This window comes from Halostagnicola alkaliphila (genome assembly GCF_055379965.1).
Map to the genome: position 1 here is coordinate 1,289,838 of NZ_AP043826.1, position 17,023 is coordinate 1,306,860.

At 62.6% G+C, this 17,023-nt stretch carries 14 protein-coding genes; 8 read left to right on the forward strand and 6 right to left on the reverse strand.

Features of this window, described 5'->3' with window-relative positions:
• Nucleotides 1-126: 126 nt before the first annotated feature.
• The gene (locus ACZ5C7_RS11535; protein WP_464376452.1) at nucleotides 127-1,656 is read left to right on the forward strand and encodes an MATE family efflux transporter; all 1,530 of its coding nucleotides are present in this window, start codon (nucleotides 127-129) and stop codon (nucleotides 1,654-1,656) included.
• A gap of 65 nt (nucleotides 1,657-1,721) precedes the next feature.
• On the opposite strand, the gene ACZ5C7_RS11540 is transcribed toward ACZ5C7_RS11535, so the two are convergent.
• Together ACZ5C7_RS11540 and ACZ5C7_RS11545 are read right to left on the reverse strand one after the other, a co-directional pair.
• The gene (locus tag ACZ5C7_RS11540) at nucleotides 1,722-2,378 is read right to left on the reverse strand and encodes an HD domain-containing protein (RefSeq protein WP_464376453.1); all 657 of its coding nucleotides are present in this window, start codon (nucleotides 2,376-2,378) and stop codon (nucleotides 1,722-1,724) included.
• 80 nt (nucleotides 2,379-2,458) lie between these two features.
• Nucleotides 2,459-3,157, reverse strand: coding sequence for a phosphoribosyltransferase (locus ACZ5C7_RS11545; RefSeq protein WP_464376454.1), 699 nt, complete (start codon nucleotides 3,155-3,157; stop codon nucleotides 2,459-2,461).
• 191 nt (nucleotides 3,158-3,348) lie between these two features.
• Here ACZ5C7_RS11545 and ACZ5C7_RS11550 point away from each other — a divergent pair, with 191 nt between their 5' ends.
• Nucleotides 3,349-4,683, forward strand: coding sequence for a hypothetical protein (locus tag ACZ5C7_RS11550; RefSeq protein ID WP_464376455.1), 1,335 nt, complete (start codon nucleotides 3,349-3,351; stop codon nucleotides 4,681-4,683).
• Here the strand turns inward: ACZ5C7_RS11550 and ACZ5C7_RS11555 are convergent, their stop codons facing one another.
• Both ACZ5C7_RS11555 and ACZ5C7_RS11560 read right to left on the reverse strand, forming a co-directional pair.
• On the reverse strand, nucleotides 4,684-5,202 hold the full coding sequence (locus tag ACZ5C7_RS11555) for a hypothetical protein (protein ID WP_464376456.1): 519 nt from the start codon (nucleotides 5,200-5,202) through the stop codon (nucleotides 4,684-4,686). It abuts the gene before it with no gap.
• Complete coding sequence (locus ACZ5C7_RS11560) at nucleotides 5,192-5,881, reverse strand: nucleotidyltransferase domain-containing protein (RefSeq protein WP_464376457.1); 690 nt, start codon at nucleotides 5,879-5,881, stop codon at nucleotides 5,192-5,194. The genes ACZ5C7_RS11555 and ACZ5C7_RS11560 overlap by 11 nt, the downstream gene beginning before the upstream one ends.
• Nucleotides 5,882-6,230: 349 nt before the next feature.
• On the opposite strand from ACZ5C7_RS11560, the gene ACZ5C7_RS11565 reads away from it, so the two are divergent.
• The gene (locus tag ACZ5C7_RS11565; RefSeq protein WP_464376458.1) at nucleotides 6,231-6,569 is read left to right on the forward strand and encodes a hypothetical protein; all 339 of its coding nucleotides are present in this window, start codon (nucleotides 6,231-6,233) and stop codon (nucleotides 6,567-6,569) included.
• Nucleotides 6,570-6,838: 269 nt separating this feature from the next.
• On the opposite strand, the gene ACZ5C7_RS11570 is transcribed toward ACZ5C7_RS11565, so the two are convergent.
• Entirely contained in the window at nucleotides 6,839-8,680 is a 1,842-nt protein-coding gene (locus tag ACZ5C7_RS11570) for a PQQ-binding-like beta-propeller repeat protein (protein WP_464376459.1), read from the reverse strand.
• Between the two features lie 240 nt (nucleotides 8,681-8,920).
• On the opposite strand from ACZ5C7_RS11570, the gene thiC reads away from it, so the two are divergent.
• Nucleotides 8,921-10,423 carry a phosphomethylpyrimidine synthase ThiC gene (thiC, locus tag ACZ5C7_RS11575; RefSeq protein ID WP_464376460.1) on the forward strand — a complete coding sequence of 501 codons (1,503 nt, stop codon included), beginning with the start codon at nucleotides 8,921-8,923 and terminating at the stop codon, nucleotides 10,421-10,423.
• A 113-nt stretch (nucleotides 10,424-10,536) separates the two neighbouring features.
• On the forward strand, nucleotides 10,537-11,448 hold the full coding sequence (locus ACZ5C7_RS11580; protein WP_464376461.1) for a PhzF family phenazine biosynthesis protein: 912 nt from the start codon (nucleotides 10,537-10,539) through the stop codon (nucleotides 11,446-11,448).
• A gap of 118 nt (nucleotides 11,449-11,566) precedes the next feature.
• On the opposite strand, the gene ACZ5C7_RS11585 is transcribed toward ACZ5C7_RS11580, so the two are convergent.
• Nucleotides 11,567-12,691, reverse strand: coding sequence for a hypothetical protein (locus ACZ5C7_RS11585; RefSeq protein WP_464376462.1), 1,125 nt, complete (start codon nucleotides 12,689-12,691; stop codon nucleotides 11,567-11,569).
• Between the two features lie 223 nt (nucleotides 12,692-12,914).
• On the opposite strand from ACZ5C7_RS11585, the gene ppsA reads away from it, so the two are divergent.
• From ppsA to ACZ5C7_RS11600, 3 genes are all read left to right on the forward strand, one after another.
• Nucleotides 12,915-15,287, forward strand: a complete 2,373-nt coding sequence (gene ppsA / locus ACZ5C7_RS11590) for a phosphoenolpyruvate synthase (protein WP_464376463.1) — start codon at nucleotides 12,915-12,917, stop codon at nucleotides 15,285-15,287.
• Between the two features lie 175 nt (nucleotides 15,288-15,462).
• The gene (gene mfnA, locus ACZ5C7_RS11595) at nucleotides 15,463-16,584 is read left to right on the forward strand and encodes a tyrosine decarboxylase MfnA (RefSeq protein ID WP_464376464.1); all 1,122 of its coding nucleotides are present in this window, start codon (nucleotides 15,463-15,465) and stop codon (nucleotides 16,582-16,584) included.
• 107 nt (nucleotides 16,585-16,691) lie between these two features.
• Nucleotides 16,692-17,018, forward strand: a complete 327-nt coding sequence (locus tag ACZ5C7_RS11600; RefSeq protein ID WP_464376465.1) for a hypothetical protein — start codon at nucleotides 16,692-16,694, stop codon at nucleotides 17,016-17,018.
• Nucleotides 17,019-17,023 lie beyond the last annotated feature (5 nt).

The window sequence follows — 17,023 nt, forward strand, 5'->3', positions numbered from 1 at the left end:
GTGAGCTCGCCGGAGCAATCGCTGCGCTGGAGCGGGCGCTGACCAACTGTGTGTGGTTAGACCACATGATGGGTGTTACCAATGGCTACGAGCACTCATATAGATGGCATGCTATTTCGAATCGTAATGTCCTCCGAACACACCTCGAGCGAGAGCGATCTTACGGACGGGTCGCTTCTCAGGCCCATGTTCATTTTGGCGTGCCCGCTCGTGGTGATTCAGCTCCTGCAGGTCACCTACAACGTCGGCGATACGTTTTGGCTGGGTGCGCTCTCGCCCGACGCCGTCGGCGCGTTGAGCCTCGCCTTTCCGCTGATCTTCTTTCTGATCTCCATCGGCGGCGGCTTCACCGCCGCGGGCGCGATCTTGATCGCCCAGCACACCGGCGCGGACAGCGGCAAGGGCGGGTTGATCGCCGGCCAGACGATCTCGTTCATCACGCTCGTCGCGATCGCGATCGGGGTGATCGGCTTTTTCGCGACGGACTCGATGCTCGCGATGTTGCCGGCCGACGCGGAGACCGAAGCCGCGATCATTCCGCTGGCCGGCGAGTACATGCGGGTGTTCTTCCTCGGAATGCCGTTTCTGTTCGGCTTCTTTATCTTCGTCTCGCTGATGCGAGGGTACGGCAACACCCGCGCGCCGATGGTCGTGATGTTCGTCAGCGTCATCTTCAACCTCGTCATCGATCCCGTGTTGATCTTCGGCGTCGGTCCGTTCCCGCGCCTCGAGATACAGGGTGCGGCGGTCGCGACGGTGCTCTCAAGAGGTCTCGCCACGGTAATCGGTTTTTACGTCCTGTTCCGGACGGATGTCGGCCCGAAGATCGAGGCGGAGCACCTGGTCCCGAGACCAAAGTACGTCTCCGAGATCACGAGGTTAGGCGTGCCGACGGCGCTCGAGCAGTCGATGAGTTCGTTGGCGATGATCGCGATGACCGCCATCGTCGCCTCGTTCCCGCCGGCGGTCGTGGCCGCCTACGGGCTGGGGAACCGTCTCATCTCGCTGGCGTTTCTCCCGGCGCTGGGGATGAGCCAGGCGACGGACACCATCGTCGGCCAGAACCTCGGGGCGGACAAGCCCGACCGCGCGGAGAAGGCCACCTGGGTCGCCGCGGGCGTGATCGCGGCAGTCATGTTCGTCGTCGGCGCGGTCGCGTTTCTGGTACCGGAGCCGATCGTCTCCGTCTTCCTCACCGCGGAGGTCGACGGGCGAGCGGAAACCATCGCCTACGGGACGACCTACCTCCAGATCGCCGCGTTGATGTTCGTCTTCATGGGCGTCATGCAGGTGTTCTTGGGCGCGTTCCGAGGTGCAGGCAACACGAAAACCGCGCTGGTCTTCTCGGTGCTGGCGCTCTGGTTCGGCCGCGTGCTCGTCACGGTCTACCTGCTGTTCGTCGCCGATTGGGGAACGACCGGCATCTGGGTGGGCGTCCTCGTCGGCGACGTCGTCGGCGCGATCGCCGCCGGCGCGTGGTTCACTCGAGGCACGTGGAAGAACACGATCGTCGACGACGAAGAACGCGAGGATGACGAGGAACGCGAAGATAGCGGGGGCGGCGAAGACGACGACCGGGACGATCCGCCGCGGGAAGGGCCCGATTCGCCACTCGAGGGGAACGGAACCGTTCCGTCACCAGCGGTTGAAGACTAAGACTCGCTCGAGATCGAAGACTGAGCACCGCTCTGTTTGGCTATCAACAAGTGCTCCGCTGTCGGCTACCGCCGTCTCGCCGCCTCGTAGTTGTCTCGAGCCCGCTCGAGAAGCTGACGACCGATCTCGGTTCGAATCCGCGGCGTCGCGGTCGCGAAGAACTCGTCGAGCGCCTCGTACTCCGCGAACTGCTCGTCGTGAGTAGAGTCCCCGGTATCGTATCGCTCCTCGCGTTCGTAACGGACCGCCTGAAAACACATGTCCACGAGATCCATGTCCTTGACGAACCGGGCCGTCGGCGACGCTCGAGCCTCGTATTCGTCCCAGATCGCCCGGAGGTCGCCGTCCTCGTCGACCGGCTCAAGCAACTCGGTTATCGCACTCTCCTCGAGCCGTCTCTTCTCCGCGGGATCGATCGTGTCGGCGCTCGAGTCGGCACGCGTCGCGAAATCACCCGTCTCGGCTTCGGCGAGGTCGTGGACGACGGCCATTCGGAGCGCGAGATCCGGGTCGACGCCCGCCGGCGCGTCGTCGTGGTCCGCGTAGAGTAGACAAAGAAGCGCGACGCCCCACGTGTGCCCGGCGACGGATTCAGGGTTCTCGATCCCGCGAAGCTGCCACCCCGTCCGTCCCTCGTCTTTGAGCAAAAACGCGCGAAGGATCGTCTCGAGCTGGGCGTCGATTTCGGTCTCGGTATTCGACTCGTCCTCGGGGTCTGTCATGGTAGTGTTTGGTGAAACGAAGCGTATCGGAAGGGAAACGAAGCGTATCGGAACGGAACGAACGCGTATCGGAAAGACGACTACTGCTCGAGCAGTTTCCAGTGGCCCGGCGCGGTCATCTCGAGGAGGTCGCGCCGTTCCATCTCCGTCAGGACCTCGCTCAGCCGGTTCGGCTGGGCGATTTCCATCTCGATCCGTTCGACCTGGTGGTAGTGGTTGAGGTAGTGTCGAATGTCGTCTTTGGTGTAAGACTCCTGATCGGCTTTCTCCATCGCGCTCGTGATCAGGTCGACCATGTCCTCGATGAAGTTCCACGGGTAGACGACCCAGGTCCACTCCTCGAGTTGTTCGCCGACGTAGTCGGGTTCGAACTCGCTGGTGCCGAGCAGTTGGAGCGTCGCGGTCCGGACGGTGCCGGCATCGCGGTCCGTGACGTACTCCTCCGCCCGTTTGATCGAGCCGCCGGTGTCGGCGATGTCGTCGATGATGAGAACGTCCTTGCCCTCGACGCTTCCCTCGGGCATCGGATACCGAACCGTCGGCTCGCCGGTCTTCTGGGCGGTGCCGACGTAGTGTTCCATCTTCAGACTCGTCAGGTCGTCCATTCCCAGGAAATCGCAGACGCATCGCCCCGCGAACCAACCCCCTCGAGCGAGCGCGACGATCACGTCCGGTTCGAACTCGTCGTGGCGAACCTCGTCGCTGACGTCCCGGCACAGGCTGTAGATGTAGTCCCAGTTCGTGACTGTACACTTGAAATCGTCCGGCAAGTCGGACATTCTCTTGACTCCTCCTGAGCGATGAGAGGGAGTGCGACCCCTTAAGTGAGGTGAAACTACCAGCCCGCAGTCGTTCGTGTTCCCCCTTCAAATTGGGCGGATCGTCGTTGGTTGAAACGGAAACCCCCTCCAAACAATTATAGTGTGGCGGATCTTACCATTGGCTATTACGGAGTGTGTGAATAAGGTCCATGCCAACGACACAAGACTACGAGTACCTCCTCGAATGCGAGAACGTGATCGGCGTCGACTACGACGAACAAACGGAGCGAGTAACGGTCTACGTCTCCCAAAAAGTTCCGCCCGACGACCTCGACCCGGAAGACGATGTCAAGAATCGCGTCCAAGACGTTGATGGCATCGATATCGAGGTCGTCGACTGCGGATACGGCGAGGAAAAAAGCGGCTTCGACGCCTTGTCGGTCCTCGAGCCGAAGCCCGAGGCCGCCGAGGATAGGCAGGACCGGCACCGTCCGGTCCCGGCGGGCGTCAGCGAGATCAACGCCGAATCTTCCGCGGCGACGGCGGGTCCGTACCCCGCACGAGTCGAGAATACGTCGGCAGCAACGTGGAGCGACGACGCCGAAGACGGCGATCTCGTCCGACTTTCGAACAACCACGTCTACGCCCGTTCGAACGCCGCGGAGCTCGGCGAACCGATCATCCAGCCCTCTCCGCAGGACGGCGGCGAGCTGGACGAGGACGAAACCGGCGAACTGCTTGGCTACGTGCCGATCGACGACGGCGTCCTCGTCGACGTCGCCGCGCGGTCGGTAAATCGCGACGACGAGTCGACGACCGCATTCGAACTCGAGGAGTCGTGGCCGACCGACATCCGACGCGAGGACTACGACGAACTCGAGGGAGAGACGCTGACCAAGAGCGGCCGGACGACGGGCGTCACGAGCGCCGAACTCGAGTCGACGAACGCGAGCGTCCGGGTGAATTTTGGCGGCGACCACGGAGACGTCCTGTTCAGAGATCAACTCATCGCGGGCTACATGTCCGAGGGCGGCGACAGCGGTTCGGCCGTCTTTTCCGACGACGGCGAACTCGTCGGCTTGCTCTTCGGCGGTTCCTCACAGCAGACGATTCTGAACAAGATCGACAACGTCGAAGCCGAACTCGGCGTCGAGTTGCTCACCGACGAGCCCGAGTCAGATGGCGAGGGTGAAGGCAATAGTGGCGACCTCGTGGACGAGGAGATCCCGATTTACACGACGAGCTTCGACCGAACCCTCGAGTTCGAGTTCGTCGACAGCGACCTCGAGCCCGCCGCGATCACGTTCGACGAACTCCCTCGTTCGGGCGAGTCCGTCCCCGTCACGGTCACCGTCTGTGCGACCGACGCCGGGGAGTACTGGCTCGAGGTCAACGATGACCGCCAGACGTTCTCGATAGAGGACCTCGAGGGAGCGACGAACGAAGCGGTTCAGGGGGAGGTGACGGCGACGGTGTCGGTTCCCGCCGACGAGGACGAGGGGCTGGACATTCAGTTGCAGGGCGGTCGCGTTCGCCGTTCGTAGTTAGGCCTCGTCCTCGTGGCGCTCCTCGCAGTTACATCGGGAATGCGCATCGGCGAACGTAACAGCGTACGAGTGAACCTCCTCGGCTAGCTCGTACATTCCAACCGCTAAATCTCGACCGGGGCGATCGATATCGTAATATATCCGGGCACGATGCTCCGACCGGAACGCATCAATCCGGGCAGGTACACCCGTATCAGAGAACACCCCGCGATTCTCGATGTCCTCGAATACCTGCTCGTGTTTTCGGAAATCGGACGACTCAGCTGCAGTTTGATCCACCAAGTAAAACTGGAGCGACCGTTCGATTGCGTTGAAGGACAACTCGACGATACTGACGTGATTGTTCGTTCCGTTGCGTAACTGACGGCACGTCCCCAACATTGCACACGCCTTCCCCAACTGCACATCGGCATCCGTTTCCTGCCACGACAACGAATCTTGAACCGGGCCAGTCTCCTCGTCGGCCAACAACGACTCAACGCGCTCGACAGCGTCGACGACATCTTCAAGCCCCATCCGCAAACACCTCCTGTTTCACCGCGTCGAGAACCGAGGCATCGTAAAGCGTGATCCCGTCCACGAGCACGTCACGGATTCGGTCGTGGGTCACTGCCGAGTCGCGCGTCTCGACGACGATGTGCGGTTCGAACCGGTCACCGTCGAACTGCTCCGAAGCGATCTCTTCTTCGATGTCGTGAGCCGTTCGCTGTGCCGACATTCGATCGTCTTCGACGACGACGAATACGTCGATATCGCTCGCTCGGTCGGCGTCACCGCGAGCGACACTCCCGAACAACACGATCGCTGCGTCCTCACCGATACGATCTACGAGCCGGTCCCGAACAGCTCGCACTGGGTCGTGATACTCAGATTGGGGGACTGTGGTAACCGGATCATCGCTGCGAACGAGTTTCTCCGGGTTGATCTGTACGGCATTCGACCTGCCGTCACGGTCGACGTGAATTATGCCGAGGCTCTCGAGGGAGAGAACAGCGGCGTTCACACTCGACATCCCTTTTCCAGTCAGTCGGTGGAGTTCGCGGTTCGAGAACGTCGTGTCGGGGTTGTCCGTGAGTATGTGGAGGATGTCGGTCGCTGCGCCGTGGCGAAACGCGTCGCGGTCACCGAGCGGGAGTGGGAGACAAATATGCGTTCCCTCGCATCTACCCGATGACTGAACGGTCTCGTGGTTCATGAACGGTATCACGGTTCAGTCCTCAAAAAGCCTTCCGCTTACGAGCACCAGATCAGGGCTTCAATTGATACTGCCTTCTCGAGACGACATTATTCCTGCCCGAAAACAGTAGTTATATGACAATAAAGGATGTAACAGCAAATGGAAGCCACACACTCCGCGACAAGGGGGCGTTCGTATTGAAATGCCCCGAGTGGTCAAGACACCCGAGACGTGGCTTCCAATCGCGGAATGGATCGGTTGCCATGATTGGATTACTTCTCCGCGGGCTTAAACATCCCGTCCGACAGACGAATCGAAGTCGATCACAGATACCCACCGTTCGCGGACTCGGGGGTGACTGGGCACGATGACCCCGCCGACGGACGACTTGGTCGTGGACATCGTTCGAACCCTCGAGAAGGAGGGAGTCCCTCGAGATTCCTACCAGCTCGCCAGCGAGTTCGATCCCGAGGCGCTCGCCCGACTGCTCGATTCCGGCGGCAGTGCGGTCGAAGTCCGCCTCGAGGTTCGCGGCGTGTCGCTGGTCGTGACGAATCTGGGCGCTCGAGTGATCGACGAGGACCCATCGCATCATCCCGACTGTCCCCAGTGTGGGCTCCCGGTCACCGCGGTCGTTCAACTCGTCTCGACCCACCACAACGCGTATCCATGCGGGTGTCGGGTTAGGGAGGATCTGCTCAAGTAACAAAGAGCGCTCGAGTAGTGAGAATCGCTCGAGGAGAACTCGAGACGGGGACCACCGTCGGTACCAGTAGATAGTAACACGGTTTCCGTATGCTGTTTTGAGAATAAAAATCGCGATCAGTACAGATGGATGATGGAACGCAATGGCCGAATATCTGCCTCCACTTTGTCAATAACAGGATGGGAGAGACCCGAATACAGTGAACGAGGCGAGAACGTGGTCGACGAGTTCGGCGGTTGTCGGCAGTTCAGTTCGCCGGCCGAGGGCCCTTACTCGCTCGATTCCTCGACGCCGATCGACTCGTCTGCGCCAGCCTTACGGCGGAGCCACTCGAGGCCGAGGGCACCGCTGACGACGCCGGCACCGGTCGTGAAGCCGGGCATATTGTCGTCGCCCTCACCGGGTTCGGTCGCATCATCATCATCACCCGATTCGTTGTCGTCGCCTTCACCGGGTTCAGTCGCATCATCACCCGACTCGTTGCCGTCGCCTTCATCGGGTTCGGTACCGCCATCCCCGCTGGCTCCGCCGTCGTCTTCGTCCCCGTTGTCCGGACCGCTCTCACTGTCGCTACCGTTTCCGCCGTCACCGCCATCGGTGTCCGAACTAGTCTCTTCGTCATCGGTTCCGTCTCCGTCGCCGGTCCCGCTGTCGTCACCGTCTTCGCAACAGTTAGACTCCTCGCCGTCATCGCCATCTGAATCGTCATCGTCGTCTGGGTCGTCTTCGCCATCTGAATCGTCATCGTCGTCTGGGTCGTCTTCGCCATCTGAATCGTCACCGTCGTCCAGGTCGTCTTCGTCGTCCTGATCGGCGTCTGACGCGCGCAGCGCGATCAGGTCGCTATCCTCGTGGAGGTCGCTATCTTCGAGGATGTAGATCGTCCGTTCGTCGACGGCGACGAGCGAACCGAGGGGAGACTCGAGGCTCCAGTGTTCGGTTCCGTCCTCGAGGTCCAACCCGACGATCGTTTCGGGATCGAAACTACTCTGAGTAGCGATTACGGTATCGCCGGCAATGAGACACCCTCCGAAATTGAGCCAACCGGAATGTCTCTTGCTGTGCGACCAGCGCTCGCCGGCACCGTACTCGTATCCGGTGAGTTTCTGTATCCCGATCGTGACACAGTGTTCGGGTGCTGCAGCTATCTCGATCGCGCTTCGGTACGCCTCTCTCGAAAACCCCAACTCGCCCGTCTCGGGATCGTGGTGGAACACCGAGTCGCCGTCACCGAGGACCGTGCTGTGGTGGGTGAAGACGCGGTCCGATGTCACGACGATGGTCGAGATGGGTCGCATGGGGTCGATAGCCTCGAGAACCCACGCGTCGTCGCCGGTCTCCCCGTCGAGCGCAGCGATTCCGCCGAGGTCGTCCGTTTCCGTCATTGCGTAGACGAAGCCGTGGCCGGCGGCGACCGGTTCGGCCTGGAACGGTCGCGGCTGGGGATCGCCGTCCGCCTCGTCGGCCGACTCCGCGTCGACGTCGTCTCGATGCCACCGAGTCGAACCGTCGTCGGCCTCGAGCGCGTAGAGGCTTCCGCTGGCGACGATGTGGACCGCTCCGTACGCGGCCGTCGGGTTGGTTACCTCTGAGTCCCCCGCGTCGAACTCACGTTCCCACTCTACCGTGCCGTCCGCGGCATCGAGCGCAGTCACGTGGTTCTCCCCGCTGAGATAAATCGTTCCGCCGAGGACGGTCGGTCGACTACTCATCTCGATGTCCGTCCGCCACGCGACCGTTCCTTCGTCAGCCTCGAGCGCGTGGAGTTCGCCGTCGCCCGTCCCGACGTAGACCATCCCGTCGACGACGGCGATATTCAACTTCTCTGTATCATCGTGTGGTTGGCTGTCTGGAAGCGCGGGCTCGTCGTACCGCCAGGCTTCGGTGTCCGGTTTCGGGAACTCGCCCTCGAGGGGCAGGTACTGAGAGTTCGCCGCGTTTCCGAGAGCCGAGGACCAGCCCGACGGATCGCCGACTGCGACCGAACTCGAGGACGTCCCCACCGACTCCGTCGCCCCTTCCGCGGCCGTCGAACCGGCCGATGCGAGCGCGCCGCCGGTCGACAGTGCTGCACAGGTTGCCAGTATAGATCGTCGTTTCCACGTTGTCACACCAGTCAAGAGCGGAACTAGTCATATCATTATCGAGTTAGTAGTCTGTTGTTTCTTTCCCCACAACTGTTTCACACCAACTGGGGCCTGAACTGATACGAGCGCTCTTAGCCCGTTTCGATGCATTAGCCGAATCTGAGAGATTTCCCCGTTCGGTTCGCAGTTGTACTTCACTCACTCAAACAGTACGTAAACACCACCACACCAGATTTATAATCTAGTAATATAACCTAGTTATCGATGGCGACGACCCAGATTCAGGCCGCCCGCAACGGCACGATAACACCCGCGATGAGACGCATTGCCGAGCGAGAGAACCGCGATCCCGAGTTCGTTCGAGAGCAGGTCGCCGAGGGACAGGCCGTGATCCCGGCGAACGTCACCCACGAGACGCTCGATCCGATGATCATCGGCCGCGAGTTCTCGACGAAGGTCAACGCGAACATCGGCAACAGCGAGACCACGAGCGATCTCGAGGAGGAACTCGAGAAGCTCCACGCGGCCGTCCACCACGGTGCGGACACGGTGATGGATCTCGGGACCGGCTCCGACCTCGACCGGATCCGCGAGGCGAACGTCGAACACTCGCCGGTGCCGATCGGGACGGTGCCGCTGTACGAGGCCGTCAAACGCGCCGGCAGTCCCGAGGAACTGACGCCGGAGCTTCTCCTCGAGGTGATCGAAAAGCAGGCCGAACAGGGCGTCGACTACATGACCATCCACGCCGGCATCCTCGCCGAGCACCTGCCGCTGACGGAGGGGCGGAAAACGGGGATCGTCTCCCGTGGCGGCTCGATCATGGCCAAGTGGATGGAAGACCGCGGCGAGCAGAATCCGCTGTTTCAGGTCTACGACGAGATTTGTGAGATCTTCCTCGAGCACGACGTCACCTTCAGCCTCGGCGATAGCCTCCGTCCGGGATGCATCGCGGACGCTTGTGACGAGGCCCAGTACGCCGAACTCGACACGCTAGGCGAACTGACGCGGCGCGCCTGGGACCACGGCGTGCAGGTGATGGTCGAAGGACCGGGACACGTTCCGATGAACAAAATCGCGGAGAACGTCGAGCGCCAGCAGGAGGTCTGCGACGGCGCGCCGTTTTACGTCCTCGGGCCGCTGGTAACCGACATCGCGCCGGGCTACGACCACATCACGAGCGCGATCGGTGCCGCGATGGCCGCTCAGGAGGGCGCGGCGATGCTCTGTTATGTCACCCCCAAAGAACACCTCGGGCTCCCCGACGAGGAGGACGTTCGCGACGGCCTCGCGGCCTACCGGATCGCCGCCCACGCGGGCGATGTCGGGAACGACCGACCGGGCGCTCGAGACTGGGACGACGCCCTCTCGGAAGCCCGCTACGCCTTCGACTGGCGCGAGCAGTTCTCGCTCGCGCTCGATCCCGAGCGCGCCCAATCTGCCCACGACCAGACCTTACCCGAAGACAACTACAAGGAGGCTCGCTTCTGTTCGATGTGCGGCGTCGACTTCTGTTCGATGCGGATCGACCAAGATGCGCGCGAGGACGGCGACATGAAGGATCTCGAGCGAAATACCGACCTCGAGCACTCCCCGGCCGCCGAGGTGAACTTGCCGCCGGTCGGGACCCACGACGCCGAAGCGGTAGAGCGATTCGAGGGTGATACAGAGCTCGCGACGGCGACCGACGGCGGCGAGTACGATTCTCAACAGGAGGGCGTCGACTCCCGGACGGAGGACCGCGGACGAACGTCGTCGGAAGAGTAGCCCCTCCCGACTCGATCGCTCACCTTCCCCCGCACGCTGTCGTCGACTCGCACGCTGTCGTCAACTCACACGCCGTCGTCACGACTATTGTCCCCTGCCACGTTGGCCCCGGCATGAACGACGAGGCGCGGACGGTCGACGTGTATCAGGTCGACGCCTTCACCGACGAACCGCTCACCGGCAACCCCGCTGGCGTGGTCCCCGACGCGAGCGGGCTCTCCGACGACCAGATGCAGTCGATCGCCGCCGAGATGGCCGTCAGCGAAACGGCTTTTCTCACCGAAAGCGACGACGCCGACTACCGAATTCGTTACTTTACGCCGTCCCAGGAGGTCGACCTCTGCGGGCACGCGACGATCGGCTCGCTGAGCCACCTTCATGAGAACGGCGTCCTCGAGACCGGAACGACGACCCTTGAGACGAACGTGGGCGTCTTAGAGATGGAGATCGAACCCGACGGCACGGTCTGGATGACCCAGGACGAGCCGACGATCCGAGAGGCCGATGTCGGCTACGACCGGGTCGCCGACGCGCTGGGCGTCGAGCGAACGGGACTCGAGGGGGCCAGCGCCGACCTCCCGCTGGCGGTCGCCTCGACGGGCCTCCCGTTTCTCGCGGTGCCGACCACCTACCTTTCGGATCTCAGCGGTATGCGGCCGGATATGGCGAAAATCGAAGCGGTCACCGACGACCTCGAGGCGACCGGCATCTACCTGTTCACATTCGACACGCTCGAGAGCGAGTCGACCCTCCACGGGCGAATGTTCGCACCGGGCGCAGGCGTTCCGGAAGATCCGGTCACCGGAACCGCGAGCGGGGCCGTGGGCGCGTACCTCGAAGAGTACGAGGCGCTCGATCCGTTCCCAGACGAGTGTGCGTTCGAACAGGGCCACTTCGTCGACCGAGCGGGGACCGTTCGCGTCCGCGTGGGCGACTCCGTTCAGGTTGGGGGCGATGCGGTGACGGTCCTCGAGGGGGAACTCATCGTACCGCCTACGGAAGACGACGACATTCTCGAGGCCTAAGCGGGGGATACAGAGAAAGGAGCGATTGTCACTCGTTCGTCGGAGCGAGTCGATCGACTTCCACCCGGTTCGGTTTTGACGACCCGATTTCGAGCGCACCAGAGAAGTCGCCCCGCTCTCACGCGAGCGGGTCCTCCGAGTCCGACGATGAAGCGTCTTCGTCGGTGTCGGTCGGCTCGGATCGATCAGTCCCTTCGGGCGCTGATTCCGAAGACGAGCGCTCGTTGTCGGCCGTCGGTTGATCCGATTGTGTCGGCGTCGTCGAGCGTTCATCGGTGTTCTCGAGGTCTGAACGCTCCGCATTCGAAAACTCGAATCCCGACTCTGCCGATTCGTTTGTGGTGGATTGACCGGCCCCGTCTTCAACTGACTGGTCCTGTGACCGACCAGTTGGCCCCGTCGCTTCCTCGGGGGCCGAGGTATCGGCGACCTGGGTCTCCGTTCGGGTCGGTTCGGTTGTGCTCGAGCGCGATTCCGTCTCGGATTTCTGTGGTTGCGTGTTGCTCGTCTGTTCTTGCGTCCCAGTTGTCTGTTCTTGTGTTCCGGCCGCCTGCGGTTGCGTTGCTGTCGACCGTGACTGTCGGTTCGGCGTCCGCCCGGCCGATCGATCCGCACGTTCGTCTCGAGAGTGCCGATCGTCGGTCGGTGTCGTCTGTTGGCTGTTCGTCGGCAACTGTTCGTCGGGTTGCGTGTTCGTTTGGGATGTCTCAACGTCGACGGGGGAGGCGGCCTGCTCGGCGGACCGGTTCTCTGATGAGTTCGCTTGCGGGGTGCCAATCGACTCCGTTCGCTGGTCGATTTCCGACTCGAGAACTTCGCGTTCGTCGAACGCGGCGGCGTGTTCGGAACGCTTGAGTTCCTGGACGCTTCGGCGGGTTTCCGCGACGTCTTCTTCCATCTCCGCTAACCGCTCGTCGAGCGCTTCGACGACCTCGCTCTTGAGGCGACCGTGGTCGAAGCGCCTGGCCGCGGCCCTACCGGACGCTCGAGGAAGCGACCAGAACAGCGCGTACGTCTTACCGATCTGCCAAACGAGGAAGCCGAGAGCCGCGAGTGTGAGCGTAATCACCGGATTCGCACTTTCGACCGCGGTTTGGACGTTCCCGTCGATAAGCAACGTCTCGATCGATCCCCAAAAGCCCAGCACGAATCCGAAGACGGCTATGGCGGTTCCAAAGAGCATCGCTCCGGCCGTGATCAGCCGGTTGAACAGCGTCCACTTGGCGGCGTTAGAGAGGTCCATACGGTGACCAGTAACTCGAGTTGTATAATCGCTGTGGGATACCAATCAGTTGACAAACTGGTCCGGTGTACACCCCTCTTCTCGGCGGGGATGAAATCGTCAAATATTGCCACTCCGGAGGCCGAAGGACCGATTCACGGAGAAACTCATTCGGGACTGAGTAGTGACTGTGACAGCGCGTTCGCAACCTTCTTTATTGGTAGCGCTGTCCACGCAACTAGAGATGGCTGTACTCTGGCTGGACGAGATCAGCGCCGACGACCTCGAGACGGTCGGCGGCAAAGGTGCTTCTCTCGGTGAACTCACGGGGGCGGGCTTGCCGGTTCCGCCGGGATTCGTCGTCACGGCAGGTACCTACAGATCGTTTATCGAAAACGCAGAAATCGACGAGGAGATGTTCGAGGCCGTCGACGTCGATGTCGACGACTCGAGTGCACTCGCGGCCGCGGCCGACCGTGCACAGGAACTCATTCTCGAAACGCCGTTCCCGGAGGAACTTCGCGAGGAAATCCTCGAAGCCTACCGCGAGGTTGGGAACGGAAAGGCGTTCGTCGCCGTTCGGTCTTCGGCGACGGCAGAGGACTTACCCGACGCCTCCTTTGCGGGCCAGCAGGATACGTACTTGAACGTCACCGAAGAGGATCTCCTGAATCGCGTTCGTGAGTGTTGGGCCTCGCTGTTCACCCAGCGAGCGATCTACTACCGACAGGAGCAGGGATTCGACCACTCGGCGGTCAATATTGCGGTCGTCGTCCAGCAGATGGTCGATGCAGAGAAATCCGGCGTGATGTTCACCAGTCACCCCTCGACGGGCGATCCAACGATGATCATCGAAGCCGCGTGGGGCCTCGGCGAGGCGGTCGTCTCGGGCGCGGTCTCCCCGGACAACTACGTCATTTCCCGAACCGAGGACGATGTCGACGTCACCGTCGCCGAGAAGAAGGTCATGCACGTCAAAGACGAAGAGACCGGCGAGACGGTCGAACGCGACGTTCCGGAGGAAAAACGCACTGAACGAGTGCTCTCCGACGACGAACTCGCTCGACTCGTCGAGCTCGGCGAACACGTCGAAGACCACTACGATACGCCACAGGATGTCGAGTGGGCGATGACCGGCGACGAGGACTTCATGCTCCAGTCCCGACCGATCACGACGATCGACGAGACCGACTCCGAAAGCGAGGTCGACGTATCCGGCGCTGGAGCCGCCGTCAACGCGGCGAAAGGCGTCACCGACGGAAGCGGCAGCGTCCAGCCAGCCGAGGGCGGATCCGGAACCGGCGACGGCTCGAGCGGTGGCGACGGCACATCGGACGCCACTGGCGACATTATCGTCGACGGGCTCGGCTCGAGTCCCGGCACCGTAAGCGGCGCGGCGCAGGTCGTCACCAAGCTCGACGACCTTGCGAAAGTCGGCGAGGGCGACATCATCGTCACCGAGATGACGATGCCCGATATGGTGCCCGCGATGAAACGCGCCGCAGGGATCGTCACCGACGAGGGCGGGATGACCAGCCACGCCGCGATCGTCTCCCGAGAGCTCGGCGTCCCCGCCATCGTCGGGACGACCAACGCGACGACGGTGCTCGAGGACGGCCAACTCGTCACCCTCGATGGCGATAAAGGAGCCGTCCTCGAGGGCGAGGCGGTCGATCCCGAAGAGGAGACCGAACCCGTCGAGGAAGTTCGCCCGCAGTCGCCGGTCAAACCGATGACGGCGACGGAGGTCAAGGTCAACGTCTCGATCCCCGAAGCGGCCGAACGGGCGGCCGCGACGGGTGCCGACGGCGTCGGTCTGCTCCGGACCGAGCACATGATCCTCTCGCTGAACCAGACGCCCGAGAAGTTCATCGAAGAGAACGGGACGGACGCCTACATCAAGGAGCTGATTCAGGGAATCCGAACCGTCGCCGACGAGTTCTACCCGCGCCCGGTTCGCGTCCGCACGCTCGACGCACCGTCCGACGAGTTCCGCCAGCTCGAGGGCGGGGAAGACGAGCCGGTCGAACACAACCCGATGCTCGGCTACCGGGGCATCCGACGGAGCCTCGATCGAACCGAGGTCTTCGGCTACGAACTCGAGGCGTTCGCCCGGCTCTACGAGATGGGCTACGACAACGTCGAGATCATGCTGCCGCTGGTCAACGACGCCGAGGACGTCTACCGCGCGAAAGAGCAACTGAAGGCGACGGGGATCGACCCCGAGAAACGCAAGTGGGGCGTCATGATCGAGACCCCGGCCTCGGCGCTGAGCGTCGAGGAGATGGCCGAAGCGGGCATCGACTTCGCCTCGTTCGGGACGAACGACCTCACCCAGTACACGCTCGCGGTGGATCGAAACAACGAGCACGTCGCCGACCGGTTCGACGAGCTCCACCCCGCGATCTTGCAGCTCCTCGAGGACGTTATCGAGACCTGCCGCGAACACGACGTAGAGACGAGCATCTGCGGCCAGGCCGGCTCGAAGCCGGATATGGTCCAATTCCTCGTCAACGAGGGCGTCAGCTCGATCTCGGCGAATATCGACGCCGTGCGCGATGTCCAACACGAGGTCAAACGCGTCGAACAGAAGCTCTTGCTGGACTCCGTCCGCTAACTCGAGTCCGTCGACGCTGTCGGCGTGGTCTCGGGTGCGGTTTTCTCCCGAGCGCGTTTGCCCTCGAGCGGATTTTTGAGCGACGGTTCGGGTACCGGAGATTCGATTCCGAGCCGAGTCAGCGGTTCTGTGCGGAAACGCAACGAATAAACCGGCGACCGTCATTAACGAGAGTATGCAGGTCGAGCCGCAGACGTTTGACCGGGTGCTTTCGTCGATGTGCACCGAGCCTCACCCGGATGCGCGTGCGGCAGCCGAACGCTTTCTCGCGACGAACCCCGGCGATCCCGGAACCTATCCCGCCGTCACCGATCTCGAGGAAAAGGCAGTCTCGATGCTCGGCGAGATCGCCGGACTCTCCGATCCCGCAGGGTACGTCGCAAGCGGCGGGACCGAAGCGAACATTCAGGCGGTTCGAATCGCCCGCGATCGGTTCGAACGTCGAACCGAGCGTCGAACGCTGAACCGAACCGAAAATCGACCACCGAACGTGGTGATGCCCGAGTCGGGCCACTTCAGTTTTCAAAAAGCCGCGAACGTGCTCGGCGTCGAGTTGCGGATCGTTCCGACCGATGAGAACCACCGGGCCGACCTCGAGGCCGTCCGCCACAGCGTCGACGAGGACACGGCGCTGGTCGTCGGCGTCGCGGGAACGACCGAGTACGGTCGCGTCGATCCGATTCCGGAACTGGGCGAGATCGCACGATCCGTGGATGCGCTCTTTCACGTCGACGCAGCCTGGGGCGGGTTCGTCCTTCCGTTTACCGACGACGAGTGGAACTTTTCTCACGCGCCGGTCGACACGATGGCTATCGATCCCCACAAAATGGGACAGGCCGCGGTCCCCGCCGGCGGACTCCTCGCACGCGACGAGACGCTGCTTGACGAACTCGCGATCGATACGCCTTATCTCGAGTCGACTTCGCAGGCGACGCTCACGGGGACCAGATCGGGTGCCGGCGTCGCGAGCGCGGTCGCCGCGATGGAGGCGCTGTGGCCCGAGGGCTACAGGCGACAGTACGCCCGATCCCAGCGCAACGCCGACTGGCTCGCGGACGCGCTCGTCGCTCGCGGGTTCGAGGTCGTGGAGCCGACGCTGCCGCTGGTCGCCGCCGACGTCCCCGTCTCGACGTTCGACTCGCTCCGGCGAGAGGGATGGCGCATCTCGCGGACGGCGACGGGCGAAATGCGTATCGTCTGTATGCCCCACGTCACGCGGTCGATGCTCGAGTCGTTCGTCGCTGACCTCGACCGACTCCAGTGTCGCGCCAGTGTGCCCGTCGTGAGCGACGATTGAGGGGCTATCGCCGTGATCCGTCGTCGCCCCCATCGCTCTCTCCGCCGCGCGCTGTGGATCGACACACGTTTTTCGATCGCCTCGAGAGGAGGAGTCAACGGAGAGCGATGGATCACTTCGACTGGATCGCGTTCGGTGGGTTCGCGCTGTTGACAGTGGGTTCGCTCGCGATCGAGGGGATCGTCGTCGCGGCCGCGTTCGCGGGGTTTTTGCTCTCGCTCGCCTCGTGGCGGCTGTACGACGGGCGGCCCTGGGAGGCGCTGGCCTGGCTCGTTTTGGTCGGTTCCGCGCTGACTATCGTCTTCGATCTCGGCGGCGTCGTCTTCGTCGTCGGCTTTTTCGGCCCGATGTTCGTCGGCGTCGGACTGCTCTTCGCCAGTCGCCTCGAGTGGCTCCCGAACGTGTGGACGGTCGAGGAGCGGACGCCGGAATAGCGCCC